The following is a 15,660-nucleotide window of genomic DNA, read 5'->3' as shown; positions in this document are numbered from 1 at the left end:
ATGAAACATCTTTGGGCACCCTGGCGCATGACCTATCTGGAGTGCAAGGATAAACAGGCAAAAGACTGTTGCGTTTTCTGTGTTCGCGATATCGTTGGCGAGGATGCCGAGCGGCTCATCCTGTGGCGGGGGCGGCACGCTTTTGTGGTTATGAATAAATTTCCCTATACCAATGGCCATTTGTTGATCGCACCCTACCGGCACATTCCCGATATTCTCGATCTCGAGCCGGAAGAATCCGCCGAGATGCTGCTGCTGCTTCGCCGATGCCGGATGGTGATGCAACATTGCCTTAAGCCGCAGGGTTTCAATATCGGTATGAATCTGGGTAAAATAGCCGGTGCCGGCGTGGCCGATCACCTGCATATGCATATCGTGCCCCGCTGGACCGGGGATACCAATTTCATGCCGGTATTCGCCGAAGTCAGGGTCATCCCCCAGCACCTCGAGGAAACCTACGCCATTCTTCTGGAGGGATTCAAATCGGTTCCCGATGAAGGGGGATGTCGCTGTCCGGATTGATTTGCGTCTGTAAAAACCTCTGTAAATAAAGTTTTTGGATATTGTAATCTGATGTTGATTCGAGATTTTTAGGCACACACTGTTTATCAACCTTTGAAAGGAATATCCGTACAATGCTTGAACTTTTTCAAAAGGGTGGCCCCCTGATGTATCCCATTCTGCTCTGTTCGATTATGGCTCTGGCGATATTTTTCGAACGGCTGTGGATGTTTTTCAGGGTCGGCAGAGGGCGTGACGAGCTGGTGCGGGACGTGGAGCAGCTGGTCCTGAAAAACCGTATCGACGAGGCTGTCGTTGTCTGCCAGCGTAGCGATACGCCCTTGTCGAGGATTCTGCTTTCGGCGCTGCGCGCCCACGGCCGTTCCCGGGATCAGATCAAGACCGTGGTCGAGGAAACCGGCAGCCGGGAAGCCGCGCCGCTGGAGCGGTTTCTTGGCTTGCTCGGGACCATTGCCACGATTTCCCCCCTGCTTGGTCTGCTGGGGACCGTGCTCGGCATGATCCGTGCCTTTACCGTTATCGCCACGGTCGGTATGGGCACTCCGGAAACGCTTGGCGGCGGCATATCGGAAGCGCTGATCACCACTGCCGCGGGGTTGTCGGTGGCCATCCCGGTCATCCTGCTGCACAAGTATCTGACCAGCCGCCTGGATCACATGGTGCTCAAAATGGAAGAAAGTTCCTTGCGCCTGGTTGATCTGCTGGGGGAATGATTCATGGCCTTTCTTCGTAAAAAGCGCGAAACTCCCCGGGTCGATTTGACATCGATGGTCGACGTGGTATTTCTGTTGCTGATTTTTTTCATGATCTCGACAACCTTTGTGGAATCGCCCGGCATCGATGTCAAACTTCCCGAATCCTCTTCCCAGGCATCCAAAACCGAGGTCCGCGAGGTCAAGGTCTATCTGTCCCGAAACGGCGATATCTCTCTTGGCCAGGAAAAAGTGACTCAGGAACAACTCGAAAGCCGATTGCGAGCCTATGGCCCCGCCGCCCGTGGCATGACCTTCGTTCTGCTGGCCGACAGGGACGCCCGTCATGGGCAGGTGGTGCGGTTGATGGATATGGCCAAGGTTCACGGCTTCGGCAAGCTGGCCATCGCTACGGAATACGTCAAGTCGCCATGAAACAGCAGACCGTGATCGGTATCGATCTCGGGGGGACCAACTGCCGGGGCGCCCTGGTCGGCGCCAACGGTGAAATTGTCGCTCCGCAACGTATCGAGACCGCCATTGCCGAAGGGTTCGACGTTTTTTGGGCGCGCCTGGTTGATTTCTGCCGATCGCTGATGGGCGAGGGGGAGCTGCGGGGTTGCCCTGTGGCCGGTTTGGGAATCGGGGTTCCCGGTCTCGTGGCTCGCGACGGCACGGTCAGGGAGGCCCCGAATCTTGCAGCGCTCGATGGTTTCGCACTGACCAGCCGGCTTGAGGCCGAACTCGGCATTGCGGTGCGTGTGGTCAACGATGTCAACGCCATTGCGTTGGGTGAAGCGCAGCGGGGCGCCGGCAGGGCGTTCGGCAGTTTTTTGATGATGACCCTTGGTACCGGTGTCGGTGGCGGCCTGATTCTGGCGCGCCAGCTGTGGTACGGTGCCGATGGCGCGGCCGGAGAAATAGGGCACGTCGTTGTAAGGCCGGGGGGGTATCCCTGCGGCTGCGGATCCCGCGGCTGTCTTGAACAATACGCGGCCGGACCCTCCATCCTGCGGGCGTTCCATCAACTTCGATCCCGTTCTGCCATGGTTGCCCCCCGGTATGCCCGCATCCGCAGTGCCGAAGAGGTGGCGGCCGCTGCTCGGCAGGGCTGCGAAGCGGCGCAGCAGGCGTTTGCCATGGCCGGATGTTGTATCGGCCAGGTTTTGGCTGGCGTCGCCAACCTTTTGAACCTTGACGGTGTCGTCATCGGCGGCGGCGTCGCCGACAGTTTTGATCTTTTCATACCGTCGCTTCGCACCGAAATTGATCGGCGGGCGTTCGGCGTAACCGCCCAAAGGCTGCAGGTGGTGAAGGCCGCTTTGGGCAGTCAGGCAGGCATCCTTGGTGCCGCCCAACTGGTGCGTGAAATGATTTAATGGCGGCAGCGTCAGGCGGCGCATGCCGATCGGTGAATTCTTTCGGGTTGCCTGGGGAACCAGCGGGTTTTTTACGAATGCATCCATCTTGCGCCACGGAGGGATTTTACTTATGAGTCGATGTATTGCCATCCTGAATGGCGGTGGGGATTGCCCCGGACTGAACGGCGTTATCCGGGCGGTGGTGCGTGCCGCGGTTCTGCAGCGTGGATGGCGTGTTCTGGGGATCGAGGACGGCTTTGACGGACTGGTCGAAGGTCCGCGTTGCCGTGAACTCGACATCCGCGCGGTGCGCGGTATTCTGCCACGTGGCGGAACGATTCTCGGCACCAGCAACCGGGGCAACCCGTTTCGCTATCCGCTCACCGACAGCGACGGCAATATTTCCCTGTGCGATGTGTCGCAACGGGTTGTGGATAATTTTCACCGTCTGGGAGCGGATGCGCTGGTCGCTGTTGGTGGCGACGGTACGCTCAAGATCGCGCGGCGGCTGAGCCACCTGGGCATGCCAATGGTCGGGGTGCCCAAGACCATCGATAACGATCTGCGGGAGACGGATGTCACTTTCGGTTACAACACCGCTGTCGGTATTGTTACCGAAGCCCTTGACCGGCTGCAAACCACGGCCGAAAGCCACCACCGGGTCATGGTTGTCGAGGTCATGGGGCGGGACGCGGGCTGGATTGCCCTGGAATCGGGCATCGCCGGTTCGGCGGAGGTGATCCTGTTGCCGGAGATACCATTCGATCTGGATCTGGTCTGCGAGCATATCATGCGCCGGCGCCAGGCCGGCAGCCGCTTTTCCATCGTGGTGGTTGCGGAAGGGGCCTTCCCCCGAGGTGGGGGCAAGGTTGTGCAGGCCACCGCCGAGCAGACTCACGGGCTGGAGCGGCTGGGCGGCATCGGCCATTTCGTTGCCGGGGAAATCGAACGGCGCAAGGGTCTTGAAACCCGGGTGGTGGTGCTGGGGCACACTCAACGCGGTGGCACTCCATCGCCTTTTGACCGTATTCTGGCCAGTCGTTTCGGCGTGCAGGCCGTCGAACTCATCGAAAAACATGAATACGGCACCATGGTCGCATTGCGCGGTCGCAACGTCGTGAGTATCCCCATCGAACATGCCGTGAACGGCCAGAACCTGGTGGATCCGGCCGGGAACCTGGCCTGGACGGCGGAGCAGCTCGGCATCCATTTGGGGCGCTGATAAATCCAATGCCGCAGGGTGGGGCCGCGTGGGAGCTCGAGCCAATCGGGTGATCAGGAGCGATCCGTCTGCTCTGGTGTCGCGTTTGTATCCTTGATCAGAGGATAATCGCCGGGGCATTTGTGTCGGCCGGGACAGACCTCGTAGGGACACGGCTCTACATGGATGGTAATGTCGGCACGGCCGATTTTTTCCTTCATATGGCTTTCCAGGTGGTCGGCGATTTCGTGGGCTTCCTCGACCGACATGTGTTTGCACAGGGTGAGATGAAAATCGATGATCTTCTGCGAGCCGGCCCGACGGGTACGAAGCCGGTGGTAGCCGATGAGATGGTCACTGTGCTGGTCGATGATCCTGGCGATCTCCGCGCGAATGGTTTCGGGAAGCCGTTCATCGAGAATGTCACCCAGTCCGTAGCGAAACAATCCGAAAGCCTGATAGAAAATGTACAGGGCCACGACAATGGACAGCGCCGGATCGAGCCACGCGATCTTGAAGAGGCGGATGGCCACCAGACCGGCCAGCAGGGTCAGGTTGGTATAGACGTCCATGGTGAAGTGCAGCGCGTCGGCCTTCAGTGCGCTCGATTCTGTTTCGCGGGCGGTGCGCAGCAGAAACCGGCCGATCTGCCAGGAGACGATGGCGCTGAAGGCCAGGACGATCATGCCGCCTTCGAGGCGCCCCAGGGTGACCCCGGTCAGCAACCGGTGGGCTGACTCATAACAGACCCAGGAACCGGAAAGGCCGATGATCAGGGCCTGGATAATGGTTGCCAGGGTCTCGAATTTGCCGTGACCGAAGGGGTGTTTGGGGTCCGCGGGCTGCTCCGCATGGCGGATAGCGAGAAAATTGGCCACGGACATGATAATGTCCAGCAGGGAATCGATCGCCGAAGAGAGCACCGCCATCGATCCGGTCAACCACCCCGTGACCAGTTTCAGTACTGTCAAGCCTGTGGCCGTCATCATGGAAATGTGTGCGGCGCGAATTTTAGGATTTTTGGGCATATTCATCGGCGGTTTGAATTCAGTGAGAGGCTGCTTCATGGCCGGCGCCGGCAGGGATCGCGAAAAACGGTTGGCTGCCGGTGTTTTTTTTGGCTTTTAAGAATGAAAACTACGCTGCATCCATCCGGAGTTTCCGGATGGATACTAGCATAAATTTTACCGGAAAATCGAGTCTGCTCTGCGCACTGCTTCAAGTATAAGCCATCCGCGCCGGTTTTTACCTGTGGCCTTGCTGGAGCGGCCCTGTTTCAGGGCCAGTAAAGGTGCCGGAAATCGTCTGTTTTGTGCGGCCAATGCTTGTTTACTTAGCCGCTACGGTTTGCTAACATGACCGTAATTTTTAATCTTTTATCGAGTTTTTGTCCGGAGAAGGCGTTGTGCCCATCCGGAACTAGCTGAGGAAGACTGTTTTTTTCGGTGTTTGCCGAATGCCGCAGGATTTTGCCAGATCATGAGCCAACCGACCCCCATGATGCGCCAGTATATGGAAATCAAGGCGCAATATCCCGATGCCATCCTGTTCTTCAGGCTTGGCGATTTTTATGAGATGTTCATGGAGGATGCCGTCACCGCTTCACGGATTCTCGATATTACCCTGACTTCCCGCAACAAGGGGTCCGCCGAAGAAGTTCCCCTGTGCGGCATTCCCTACCACAGCTGCCAGCCCTATGTGGCCAAACTGGTCGAGGCAGGACGCAAAGTTGCGATCTGTGAGCAGGTCGAAGACCCCAAGGTCGCCAAAGGAATTGTCAGACGGGAGGTTGTGCGTGTCATAACCCCCGGCCTTGTGGTGGACAGCGACACGCTGACGCCCAACGAGAACAACTTTCTCGCGGCGGTCTCCCTGGCCGACAAAAAGGGTTGCGGCGTCGCTGTACTGGATATCACGACGGGCGAGTTCCGGGTGACGCAGGCCGAGGGCTGCGACGCCGCCCGCAGCGAACTGGTTTCCCTGCAGCCGCGCGAGATTCTCGTCGCCGAAGACCAGCGGCAGGCTCTTGAAGCGGTGCTGCGAAGCGTTTCCGGAAACTGGCTGGTCAATGTGGTTCCGGACTGGGTTGTGGATCTGGAACCGTCGCAGCAGCGTCTCCTGGATTTTTTCAACTGTGCCTCCCTTGACCGCTTCGGATGTGCGAGTCTGCCCGAAGCGGTCAGAGCGGCCGGGGCAGTGCTTTACTATGTCGAGCAGACCCAGAAGGGAATGGCCGGCCATATCCGTCCGCTGGTAACTTATCACAGTTGTGATTACATGGTGCTCGACAACAGCACGCGGCGTAATCTCGAACTGACGGCGACCCTGCAGGACGGCGGCCGCCGCGGATCGCTGCTGGGGGTACTGGACCGTACGGTTACCGCGATGGGCGGGCGCAAGATGCGGCAGTGGATTCACCATCCCCTGGTCGATCTGGAGGCCATAAAACATCGCCATGAAGCCGTGCGGGAACTGATGGTGGAGAGCTTGCTGCGCGGCGATCTGCGCGATGATCTGGACGGGGTTTACGATCTCGAACGCCTCAACAGTAAAATTGCCATGGGAAACGCCAACGCCAAGGATCTGGTGGCCTTGCGCAGGTCCCTGGAACGACTGCCCGGGATTCTGCTGGGTCTGAACAGTCTGCAGTCCGGCCTGGCCTGCGTTTTTTGCCAGCGGATCGATCCCTTGCAGGACGTTGCCGATCTAATTGGCCGCGCGCTGGTGGAGGATCCCCCTTTCGTGCTTCGTGAGGGGGGACTGATGCGGGACGGCTATCATCCCCAACTGGATGAATTGCGGGATATCCGTCGCAATGGCAAGGCCTGGATTGCCCGTCTCGAAGCCGAACAGCGCGAACGTACCGGGATTTCCTCCCTGAAAGTGCGGTTCAACAAGGTTTTTGGCTACTATATCGAGGTCACCCGCACACATCTCGGGCGGGTGCCGGAAGATTACCAGCGCAAACAGACCCTGGCCAATGCCGAACGCTTCATCACGCCGCAGCTCAAGGAATACGAGGAGAAGGTGCTGGGTGCCGAGGACCGGCTGTTTGAACTGGAGTTCGAACTGTTTCAGCAGTTGCGCGAACAGATTGCCCTGCAGGGACGGCGTGTGCAGCAGACCGCCGAGGCTCTGGCGGAACTCGATGTCATCCTGTCCCTGGCGGATGTCGCTCACAGCCGCGATTATGTCTGCCCGACCATGGATGACAGCGATCGGCTGGTGATCGAGGGTGGCCGGCATCCGGTCATCGAGGCCATGAATCTCGGTGAACATTTTGTTCCCAATGACGTGGAGATGGACTGCAGGGAAAACCAGATCATGATCATCACCGGACCGAACATGGCCGGTAAATCGACCTTCATGCGGCAGGTTGCCCTGATTACCCTGATGGCACACATGGGCAGCCTGGTGCCGGCGAAATCCGCCCATATCGGGCTGGTGGACCGCATCTTCACGCGGGTGGGTGCCAGCGACAATCTGGCTCAGGGGCAATCGACCTTCATGGTCGAGATGACCGAAGCGGCGCATATTCTCAACCACGCCACGGCGCGCAGCCTGATTGTGCTGGATGAGATCGGCCGGGGCACGTCGACCTTCGATGGCATCAGCATTGCGTGGGCGGTGGCCGAGTATTTGCACGATAACGGCCAGGTGGCCGCCAAAACCCTTTTCGCCACCCATTATCATGAACTTACCGATCTGACGCTTACCTGCAATCGGGCCATAAATCTGAATATCGCCGTGCGGGAGTGGAATGAGCAGATCATCTTTCTGCGTAAAATCGTCAAAGGCCCGGCCAGTCACTCCTACGGCATCCAGGTGGCGCGGCTGGCAGGGTTGCCTGACGCCGTCATAAGCCGGGCCAGGGAAATCCTGGCCAACCTCGAGTCGGGTGAACTGGTCGGCGAAGGCCAGCCGCGTCTGGCCCGACGGTCCGGCCACGGCCCGAACCTCCCGGCGGCTCAGATGTCGCTGTTTGACAACGCGGCCGATCCGCTGCGGGAAAAACTGGCGAATCTCGATATCTCGGTTATCTCTCCCCTTGAGGGGCTGAATTTTTTGCACGAGCTTCAAAAAATGGTATGAACATGAAATCTTTTTTTCATATTGCGGGTTTTTTGCTGCTGCTTGTGTTTCTGTTGCCGTTGCCGGCCATGGCCGACGCCGGAGATCAAGCCTTCGAAAATGCCAAAAACGCCTATCAACAGCTGCAGAGCAGCACCCGGGACAAGCTCTATCGCGAAAACTGGGTGCGGGTTGTCGAAGGATTCGAGGGGCTGGCCCGCTCCTACCCGTCCCACTCCAGAGCCGACGATGCCCTTTATCTCGGGGCAAAGGCCAGCGAGGGACTCTATGCGATTTCCCGGCGCGCGGAGGATGCCCGGCAGGCCGTCGCGCTTTATGACCGCCTCGCCGCCGGCTACCCGCAGAGCAACCTGGCCGACGATGCCTGTTACCTGGCGGGTTTGGTGCTGGAAAAACACCTGTCCAATCGTCCCGAAGCCTACATGCGGTATAAGCGGGCGGCAGACAATCATCCCCGGGGAGATATGACATCCCTGTGTCGTGATGCCGAGAAGCGGTTGCGGCGCTACATGCCGGCAGAGGCTGCCGGGGTTTCCGTCGCTGTCCCGGCTGTCTCGACGCCATCTTCCGGCGCCGTGAAAGTCAGTCAGGTGCGCCACTGGTCGAGTCCTGATTATACCCGGGTGGTTATCGAAACCACGGGGCCGGCCGGCTACGCCGCGAATCTTCTGCAGGGGAATAAAAAAGCCGGACAACCGCCCCGCCTGTATGTCGACGTCAAGGGCGGCACCCTCGGTACGGGTGTACCTGCCACCCAGAAGGTTGGCGATGGACTGTTGCGCGAGATTCGTGTCGGCAGGCCGGCCAGAGATCAGGTGCGCGTCGTTCTTGATCTGGAAACCTACGGGGATTACAAGGTGTTCACTCTGGAAAACCCGCAGCGCATTGTTATCGATGTTTCCGGAAAGCGGACTGCGACCCTGGAGGCTGCCATTCCCGAGTTGCACGCTCCGGTTGCCGGTACAGGCGATGCCATCGGCAAAGTGCTTGCAAAAACCCCCAAGGAGAAAAAACCTGAAGTTGCCGTGCCTGCCGCTTCGGTGAACGGGCGTCTTCGCCGCATCGTTGTGGATGCCGGCCATGGGGGCAAGGATCCCGGAGCCATCGGACCTTCGGGTGTCATGGAGAAGGATGTCACTCTCGCCATGGCCAGGCGGCTCGCCGAACGGCTGGAAAAGGAGCTTGGCTGCCAGGTGGTGCTGACACGCGATAAAGATATCTATCTGCCCCTGGAAGAACGTACGGCCATTGCCAACAGGGTAGGGGCCGATCTGTTCATTTCGATTCATGCCAACGCAAGCACCAATCGCAACGCCACGGGGGTCGAGACCTACTATCTGAACTTTTCCAAAAACGACAAGGCAGCAGCCGTTGCCGCGCGGGAAAACGGGACTTCGCTCAAGCAGGTCAGCGACCTTGAGCTGATTCTGTTCGATCTCATGGCCAACGCCAAGATCAATGAATCGAGCCGTCTGGCTGCGGAGATCCAGAAAGCGATGGTCGATCATCTTGGGCGGCATTATCCTGATGTCAAGAACCACGGCGTGCGGCAGGGTCCGTTTTATGTCCTGCTGGGGGCCAATATGCCGTCGGTGCTGGTGGAAACAGCCTTTATCAGCAATAAAATGGAAGAGAGCCGCCTGAACAGCGATAAGTATCAGGATCATGCGGCCACGGCAATCGTTCGTGCCGTGCGCAGTTATGCCCATGATTCGAGGACCGTGGCCACCAAATGAGCCTGATGCCCGAACCGCCCGATGAATTTGCGATCCCCAAAGGAATGCGTGACATCTGCCAGGATGCGTCCCGTCCGTACGCCGCGCGTCGCGCAGATCTTCTGGAGGCGGCCGCCGATTACTGGAAACAGGGCAGGGACAGGGTCAGGGAATATCATCGCCGCGGTGCCAGCGGACACGAGGTGGTTCAACAACTTACAGGTATGGCCGACCGGCTCATGGCGGCCCTTTATGCTTTTGCCGCATCCGATTTGCGCACCGACGGTCATGCGGGGTGCGCGGTTGTGGCTCTGGGCGGCTATGGGCGCGGTCAGCTCAATCCGCGTTCCGATATCGACATCATGTTCTTCCATAATGGCAAAGGCCGGCGATTTACCGAGCAGGTTTCGGAGCGCATGCTTTATCTTTTGTGGGATATGGGTATCGATGTCGGCTACAGCATACGCAATGCACATCATTGCCTTGATATTGCAAAGAGCGATATCACAGCACGCACCGCGCTGCTCGATTCACGCTACATCTGCGGTGATCGCCGCTGTTTCGAGGAGTATGAGCAGGTGGTGCTGTCCAGGGTTCTTGACTGGAACAGTAAAAGCTACGTTACCCAGAAGCTTGAGGAAAACGCCCGCAGGCTGGGTAAATACAATGCATCCGTTTATCTTCTTGAACCGAATATAAAGGAAGGCGAAGGAGGGCTGCGGGATCTGCATACCGCCCAGTGGCTGGCGCAGATCAAGTTCAAGGCCCGTTCCCTGTATGAACTGGTTCTCAGGGGCATCGTAACCGAGAAGGAATATAACGAATTTGAATGCGCCTACGATTATTTGTGGCGTATTCGTAACGAACTCCACTTTCTGTCCAGCGGCAAGAACGAGCAGCTGCGTTTTGATCAGCAGGAAAAAATCGCCCGTTTCCTTGGATACCGGGACGATAAGCGCGCGCTGGCGGTGGAGCAGTTCATGCAGGATTATTATGCGCATGCCGTGCATGTCGAGGAGATAGCCACACGGCTTACCGAAAAGGTGCTGCGCCACGACCAGGGAGCCGTCGCGCCCCGGCCGGGGTCCGCTTCCCGGCGGCCGGTGGCAGACGGATTTTACATTATTCAGGGCGAGCTGTGTCTTTCCCGTGCCGGCCTGTTCGAGGAACGGCCCGAGGAAATGATGCGGGCGTTTCGTCTGGCGCAGGTCCACGGTGTGTCCCTGAGCCCCCAGGTCAAGGCCCGTATCCGCGACAATCTGCATCGCATCAACAATACCGTACGCCGTTCCAGGGACATGGTGAACACCTTCATGGAGATTCTGCGCCATCATCGCGGGGTGCTTCAGGCCTTGCGGGATATGCATTACCTGCGCTTTCTCAATCACTTTATCCCCGAGTTCGGCCGTATCTACTGCAAGGTCCAGCACGACGCCTACCATGTGTTTACCGTGGACACCCATTCCCTGTTTGCAATTGGCGAGGTTATCAAGGTCTGGCAAGGCGAGTACGCCGAAGAAATGCCGCGTCTTACCGATGTCGCGAACGACATCGAGAAGCGGGAACTGCTGCTGCTGGCTATATTGCTTCACGATATCGGCAAAGGGGAAGGGCGTGATCACTGCAACAAGGGCGCGGACATGATGCCGACCGTGGCACGCCGTCTCAGCCTGAATCGGGAAGACAGTCAGCGGCTCGAGTTTCTGGTGCGCCATCATCTGCTCATGGCACATATCGCGCAACGGCGCGATCTGCACGACGATCGCATGATCGTCGATTTTGCCCGCACCATGGGCATGAGTGAAAACCTCAAGATGCTCTATCTGCTGACCTTTGCCGATCTGAAAGCGGTGGGGCCGGATGTCTGGACCGGGTGGAAATCGATGCTGCTGGAGGAATTGTTCGACAAGACCCACCTGGTGTTGGAAAGGGGCAACTTCCTTTTCGAAAAACGCTCCGAAAAAATCCGCAATCGCAAGCGCAAGGTTCAGGCTCTTCTGGAAGGCGAAATCGACGCAAGAATCGTTGCAGACCGCCTGCGCAACGCCAGCACCCGCTATCTTCTGTCGTTTCGCAGTCAGGTCATCGCCGATCACATCCGTTTGATACAGGGCAGTCGCGACAAGCGCCTCGGGTTTTTCGTTGCCGGTGGCCCGGACGGGTCCTATATGGAGTTGACGATTGTCACCCACGATCTGCAGGGATTGTTCACCATGATTACCGGCGTCATGTCGGCTTATGGCATCAATATTCTCGGGGCGCAGATTTTTACCCAGCGGGACGGTACCGCTTTCGACCTGCTCCAGGTCAAGGGACCATCCGGCTATGACGATGCCGCCAGTGAAAAATGGCGCGCGGTGGAGGAATCCCTGCTCGCCGTTATCGAGGGACGACTGCGGGTGGAAGAGTTGCTGCGCAAACGCCATCGGCCCCTGTCCTGGGGGAACCGTCACGCCCCCGTGTCCCCAGTCGCATCGATGTCGACAATGAGGTATCGCAGGAGTATACCGTTCTCGACGTCTATACCCATGATGAAGTCGGTGTGCTGTATCGTATCTGCCGGACGCTGCGTGATCTGGGGCTGTATCTTGGTGTCGCCAAGATATCGACCAAGGTTGACCAGGTTGCCGACACCTTTTATGTGAAGGATATTTTCAGCCAGAAAATTCGGGATCCGCAACGTATTGAAGAAGTGCGCGAGTGTTTGCTCGCCTGCCTGGATAAAGCCCCGCATTAATTCGATGCGGGGCCAGTCGGGGTGCGGTTTTATCAGTAAGAGGTTTTTTAAATCGGGCTGGCCGCTCACCAGGTTTCAATGAATTCATCAATTGTGTATATTTAAAAAACAGGTGTTTATGGATCAATACCTCGATCTTTTTCTGAACTTTCTGGTGGTTGAAAAGGGCCTTTCAAACAATACGCTGGATGCCTACGGCCGTGATCTCGCCGGATATCTGGAGTTTCTTTCCCGCAGCGGTGTCGCCTGTCCTGACCACATTGGGCCGTCGCTGGTCGTTGCCTTTCTTGCGGTGCTCAAGGAGCGCGGCCTCTCGCCTCGCAGCCGTGCCAGAAAACTGGTTTCGCTGCGCATGTTTCACCGCTTTTTGCTGACCGAAGGCCTGGCCGCGACCAATCCTGCGGCGTTGGTGGAGGCTCCCAAAAGCCTGAACAAGCTGCCGCAAACCCTGTCCCCTTCTGAAGTCGAGCGTCTGCTCGGCGCGCCTGGCGGCGCTACCTGCTACGACCTGCGGGATCGCGCCATGCTCGAAATTCTCTACGCGACGGGCCTGCGCGTTTCGGAACTGGTCGGACTCACGCTTCAGGATCTGCAGCTCGATGCCGGATATCTCACAACTATGGGCAAGCGCAGCAAGCAAAGGGTCGTGCCGCTGGGCGATACCGCCAGGGATGCCGTGCTCGATTATCTGCAACATGGCCGATATGAGTTCTGCGGGGAAGGGGGGGGTGGTTTTTTGTTCCTGAACCGTTCGGGCAACGGGTTGACACGACAGGGGTTCTGGAAGATGATGAAGCGTCGGGCCCTGGAAGCCGGGATCCTTAAAAACATCACGCCTCATACCCTGAGGCACTCTTTTGCCACCCATTTGCTGGACAATGGAGCCGATCTGCGGGCGGTTCAGGCGATGCTCGGTCATGCCGATATTTCAACCACCCAGATTTACACCCATGTGAGCCGGGAACGGCTCAAGAATATACACCAGCAGCATCACCCCCGAGGCTGACCGGGGGAGGTGATTGCCTTTGTTCATAGAGGATATGATGAAATATGTCGTGTTGTTAGGAGACGGCATGGCCGATGAGCCGATGCCGGAGTTGGGCGGGAAAACCCCTTTGCAGTGTGCTCGTACCCCTTTTATGGACCGACTTGCCCGTGAAGGTCAAATCGGCCTGGCGCAGACCATCCCGGAAGGTTTCCCCCCGGCAGTGATGTTGCCAACCTGTCCGTGTTCGGATACGATCCCGTGCAATGCTACAGCGGGCGTTCGCCGCTGGAAGCCGCCAGCATGGGGGTTTCGCTGGCCCCGGAAGATGTATCCTTCCGTCTCAATCTCGTCACTCTCGGCAAGGATGGCGACGGCGAGATCATGGAAGATTTTTCGGCCGGGCACATCACCACCGACGAAGCCCGTGAAATCGTATTGACCCTGCAGAAAGAGCTTGGAACGGAGAATTTCCAGTTTTACCCCGGGGTGTCCTACCGTCATCTTCTCGTCTGGCGGGGCGGTGTCGACACCATGAGCTTTACCCCTCCTCACGATATTACCGGGCAACCGGTGGGGGGACAATTGCCCCGTGGCGAGGGTGCAGAGGTGCTTCTGGAACTTATGGAGCGGGCCAGGAGTATTCTCGCCTCGCACCCCGTCAATGAAAAGCGACAGGCGGAGGGCAAGCGCCCCGCCAACGCCATGTGGCTGTGGGGGCAGGGACGGGCTCCCCACATGCCGACTTTGCAGGAGCGTTTCGGATTGAGCGGGGCTGTTATTTCCGCCGTGGACCTGATCAAGGGCATCGGTATTTACGCCGGGCTCGATGTAATCGATGTTCCGGGGGCGACGGGGTACATCGATACCAACTATCGCGGCAAAGCGGAATATGCGCTGGAGGCGTTGAAGACACGGGATTACATATATGTTCATGTCGAAGCGCCCGATGAAGCCTCCCATGGAGGGTTGCTGCAGGAGAAAATCCGCGCCATCGAAGCCTTTGATGAGATGGTTGTCGGCACCGTTTTTGAGGGGTTGCGTTCCATGGGGCCTTTTCGTCTTCTGATTACCCCGGACCATCCCACTCCGCTGCGGCTCATGACGCACACCAGTAAACCGGTCCCCTTTATCCTATATGGCAGCGAAGGGGAATTCGCCTCACAACCTGAGGCCGCCTGTTATGATGAAGCAGCGGCCGCTGCGTCGGGACTCTTTATCGAGAAAGGATTCCAATTGATGGAAATGTTGCTCGCCTCACGGAACCAGGGGGCGTGAGGGCCTGACCGGCTGAAAAATGACCTTTTGTGTTAAGCGCATGGCGCCAAATGGCCGGGTGGTTCAATCCACCCGGCCATTTTTCGTCGATGATTCAAAATGTTCAGGCCAATTTTCCAAACGCAAAAGTTGCTTAACGCAGTGTAGCCAAGCTCTGCCTGGCGGGATTTTATCCATCGGCAAGCCAAATGCGCCTTTTCCCCGGCTGTATTTGGCTTTCGGATTTGTCTGTTGTCGCGATATGGTGACATCCTTCGAAAAACGGATTGTTTTGTCATGTGTACGACACGAAATACTCGCACTGTTTTCCTAACCTACTGAATTTAGATGTCTGATACGGAAAAAACGATTTGATGGCGACTGTCGCTGGCAGGTGACAGGGGTTTTTGCCCGATACCGGGTCTTGCCATGATCTCGCAGATTGATTTTTTGCCTGCTCGGTATAATCCGGTCATTTTTTCTGATTCGATCCTCTCAATAGCCGATCCGTCATGTCTCCATTTTCCTTCCTTTTTCTGATCTTCGAGTATCCTGAACACCTGCCTGTTTGTCAAAATCCAGGGTAAACCATCGAAATGACGCACCTGGCCGGGATGCTAAAGCGATTATTCGTATAGACCCATGGTTTTTGTATCATTAGATAAAAGACACAAAAAAAGACAGTTTTCATTATGGCCTGGCGCACTAAAGAGTTTTTAAGTAATTGAATTATCGATGAAAACTTGGCATGTGGCTTGCTCAATGGCTTGCTGTGCCAGGGAATAATCGCCAAATCGGGCTCATGAGAAATACGGGGAAATCCTGTGATCCGGTGAACAGGCAGATGATTTCTTGTCCTGGTTTTCATCCGGAGTTTCCGAATGGATCCTGTCCTGGTAGCCCCATAAAACGAGGTAAGGAGGTGCCGATGGTATAGGGAAAATTTTCGCTCAGGGCAAAGTCGGAGAGATCCGGCCACGCAAAGCCACGGGTCCAGCGCATGGATAGCCGGGTTGCCGAAAATCCTTAAAACCGGAAAACACCTCAAGGTCAGTCGGTATGTGTGTGGCGCTATGCTTTGGCATTTGCAAAAGGTCA

Annotated in this window: 10 protein-coding genes, 2 pseudogenes and 1 riboswitch; of the genes and pseudogenes, 11 read left to right on the top strand and 1 reads right to left on the bottom strand. The window is 57.3% G+C overall.

Annotated elements, in window-relative coordinates; translation table 11 throughout:
* From A6070_RS07700 to A6070_RS07680, 5 genes are all read left to right on the top strand, one after another.
* The gene (locus A6070_RS07700; RefSeq protein ID WP_072287772.1) at positions 1 to 522 is read left to right on the top strand and encodes an HIT family protein; all 522 of its coding nucleotides are present in this window, start codon (positions 1 to 3) and stop codon (positions 520 to 522) included.
* Positions 523 to 635: 113 nt separating this feature from the next.
* Positions 636 to 1,235, top strand: coding sequence for a MotA/TolQ/ExbB proton channel family protein (locus A6070_RS07695; protein ID WP_072287771.1), 600 nt, complete (start codon positions 636 to 638; stop codon positions 1,233 to 1,235).
* Between the two features lie 3 nt (positions 1,236 to 1,238).
* Positions 1,239 to 1,649, top strand: coding sequence for an ExbD/TolR family protein (locus tag A6070_RS07690; protein ID WP_072287770.1), 411 nt, complete (start codon positions 1,239 to 1,241; stop codon positions 1,647 to 1,649).
* Positions 1,646 to 2,593, top strand: coding sequence for an ROK family protein (locus A6070_RS07685; protein WP_072287769.1), 948 nt, complete (start codon positions 1,646 to 1,648; stop codon positions 2,591 to 2,593). Before A6070_RS07690 ends, A6070_RS07685 begins: the two co-directional genes overlap by 4 nt.
* Before the next feature lie 112 nt (positions 2,594 to 2,705).
* On the top strand, positions 2,706 to 3,797 hold the full coding sequence (locus A6070_RS07680) for a 6-phosphofructokinase (protein ID WP_072288191.1): 1,092 nt from the start codon (positions 2,706 to 2,708) through the stop codon (positions 3,795 to 3,797).
* A gap of 53 nt (positions 3,798 to 3,850) precedes the next feature.
* Here A6070_RS07680 and A6070_RS07675 read toward each other — a convergent pair whose 3' ends face one another.
* Positions 3,851 to 4,843, bottom strand: coding sequence for a cation diffusion facilitator family transporter (locus tag A6070_RS07675; RefSeq protein WP_235605431.1), 993 nt, complete (start codon positions 4,841 to 4,843; stop codon positions 3,851 to 3,853).
* A 412-nt stretch (positions 4,844 to 5,255) separates the two neighbouring features.
* Between A6070_RS07675 and mutS the strand changes: the two genes are divergently transcribed.
* The 6 genes and pseudogenes from mutS to A6070_RS07650 all read left to right on the top strand — a co-directional run bounded on the left by mutS (position 5,256) and on the right by A6070_RS07650 (position 14,583).
* Positions 5,256 to 7,868 carry a DNA mismatch repair protein MutS gene (mutS, locus tag A6070_RS07670; protein WP_072287768.1) on the top strand — a complete coding sequence of 871 codons (2,613 nt, stop codon included), beginning with the start codon at positions 5,256 to 5,258 and terminating at the stop codon, positions 7,866 to 7,868.
* Positions 7,869 to 7,870: 2 nt separating this feature from the next.
* Positions 7,871 to 9,604, top strand: a complete 1,734-nt coding sequence (locus tag A6070_RS07665; RefSeq protein WP_072287767.1) for an N-acetylmuramoyl-L-alanine amidase — start codon at positions 7,871 to 7,873, stop codon at positions 9,602 to 9,604.
* A pseudogene (gene glnD, locus A6070_RS07660) lies at positions 9,601 to 11,946 on the top strand ([protein-PII] uridylyltransferase); the annotation flags it as partial. The gene A6070_RS07665 and the pseudogene glnD, both read left to right, overlap by 4 nt.
* A complete protein-coding gene (locus tag A6070_RS16800) occupies positions 11,931 to 12,320 on the top strand; it encodes a hypothetical protein (protein WP_461792036.1) in 390 nt (129 codons plus the stop codon). The pseudogene glnD and the gene A6070_RS16800, both read left to right, overlap by 16 nt.
* A gap of 118 nt (positions 12,321 to 12,438) precedes the next feature.
* Positions 12,439 to 13,326, top strand: coding sequence for a site-specific tyrosine recombinase XerD (xerD, locus tag A6070_RS07655; RefSeq protein WP_072287766.1), 888 nt, complete (start codon positions 12,439 to 12,441; stop codon positions 13,324 to 13,326).
* Positions 13,327 to 13,363: 37 nt separating this feature from the next.
* Positions 13,364 to 14,583, top strand: a pseudogene (locus A6070_RS07650) (cofactor-independent phosphoglycerate mutase).
* A 923-nt stretch (positions 14,584 to 15,506) separates the two neighbouring features.
* A riboswitch (cyclic di-GMP riboswitch) is annotated at positions 15,507 to 15,583 on the top strand.
* The last annotated feature ends 77 nt before the right edge of the window (positions 15,584 to 15,660 follow it).

Origin of the sequence: Syntrophotalea acetylenica (assembly GCF_001888165.1) — a bacterium.
In the GTDB taxonomy this organism is placed as follows: domain Bacteria; phylum Desulfobacterota; class Desulfuromonadia; order Desulfuromonadales; family Syntrophotaleaceae; genus Syntrophotalea; species Syntrophotalea acetylenica.
Note: the sequence above shows the minus strand (reverse complement) of the source record. Positions and strands in the feature narration are given on the sequence as shown.

Bases quoted from the DNA above. Each gene is read 5' to 3' on its own strand.
- xerD (WP_072287766.1), top strand. From the start codon at position 12,439: ATGGATCAATACCTCGATCTTTTTCTGAACTTTCTGGTGGTTGAAAAG.
- A6070_RS07675 (WP_235605431.1), bottom strand. From the start codon at position 4,843: ATGAAGCAGCCTCTCACTGAATTCAAACCGCCGATGAATATGCCCAAA.
- A6070_RS07665 (WP_072287767.1), top strand. From the start codon at position 7,871: ATGAAATCTTTTTTTCATATTGCGGGTTTTTTGCTGCTGCTTGTGTTT.
- A6070_RS07695 (WP_072287771.1), top strand. From the start codon at position 636: ATGCTTGAACTTTTTCAAAAGGGTGGCCCCCTGATGTATCCCATTCTG.
- A6070_RS07700 (WP_072287772.1), top strand. From the start codon at position 1: ATGAAACATCTTTGGGCACCCTGGCGCATGACCTATCTGGAGTGCAAG.
- A6070_RS07690 (WP_072287770.1), top strand. From the start codon at position 1,239: ATGGCCTTTCTTCGTAAAAAGCGCGAAACTCCCCGGGTCGATTTGACA.
- A6070_RS16800 (WP_461792036.1), top strand. From the start codon at position 11,931: ATGGCGCGCGGTGGAGGAATCCCTGCTCGCCGTTATCGAGGGACGACT.
- A6070_RS07680 (WP_072288191.1), top strand. From the start codon at position 2,706: ATGAGTCGATGTATTGCCATCCTGAATGGCGGTGGGGATTGCCCCGGA.
- mutS (WP_072287768.1), top strand. From the start codon at position 5,256: ATGAGCCAACCGACCCCCATGATGCGCCAGTATATGGAAATCAAGGCG.
- A6070_RS07685 (WP_072287769.1), top strand. From the start codon at position 1,646: ATGAAACAGCAGACCGTGATCGGTATCGATCTCGGGGGGACCAACTGC.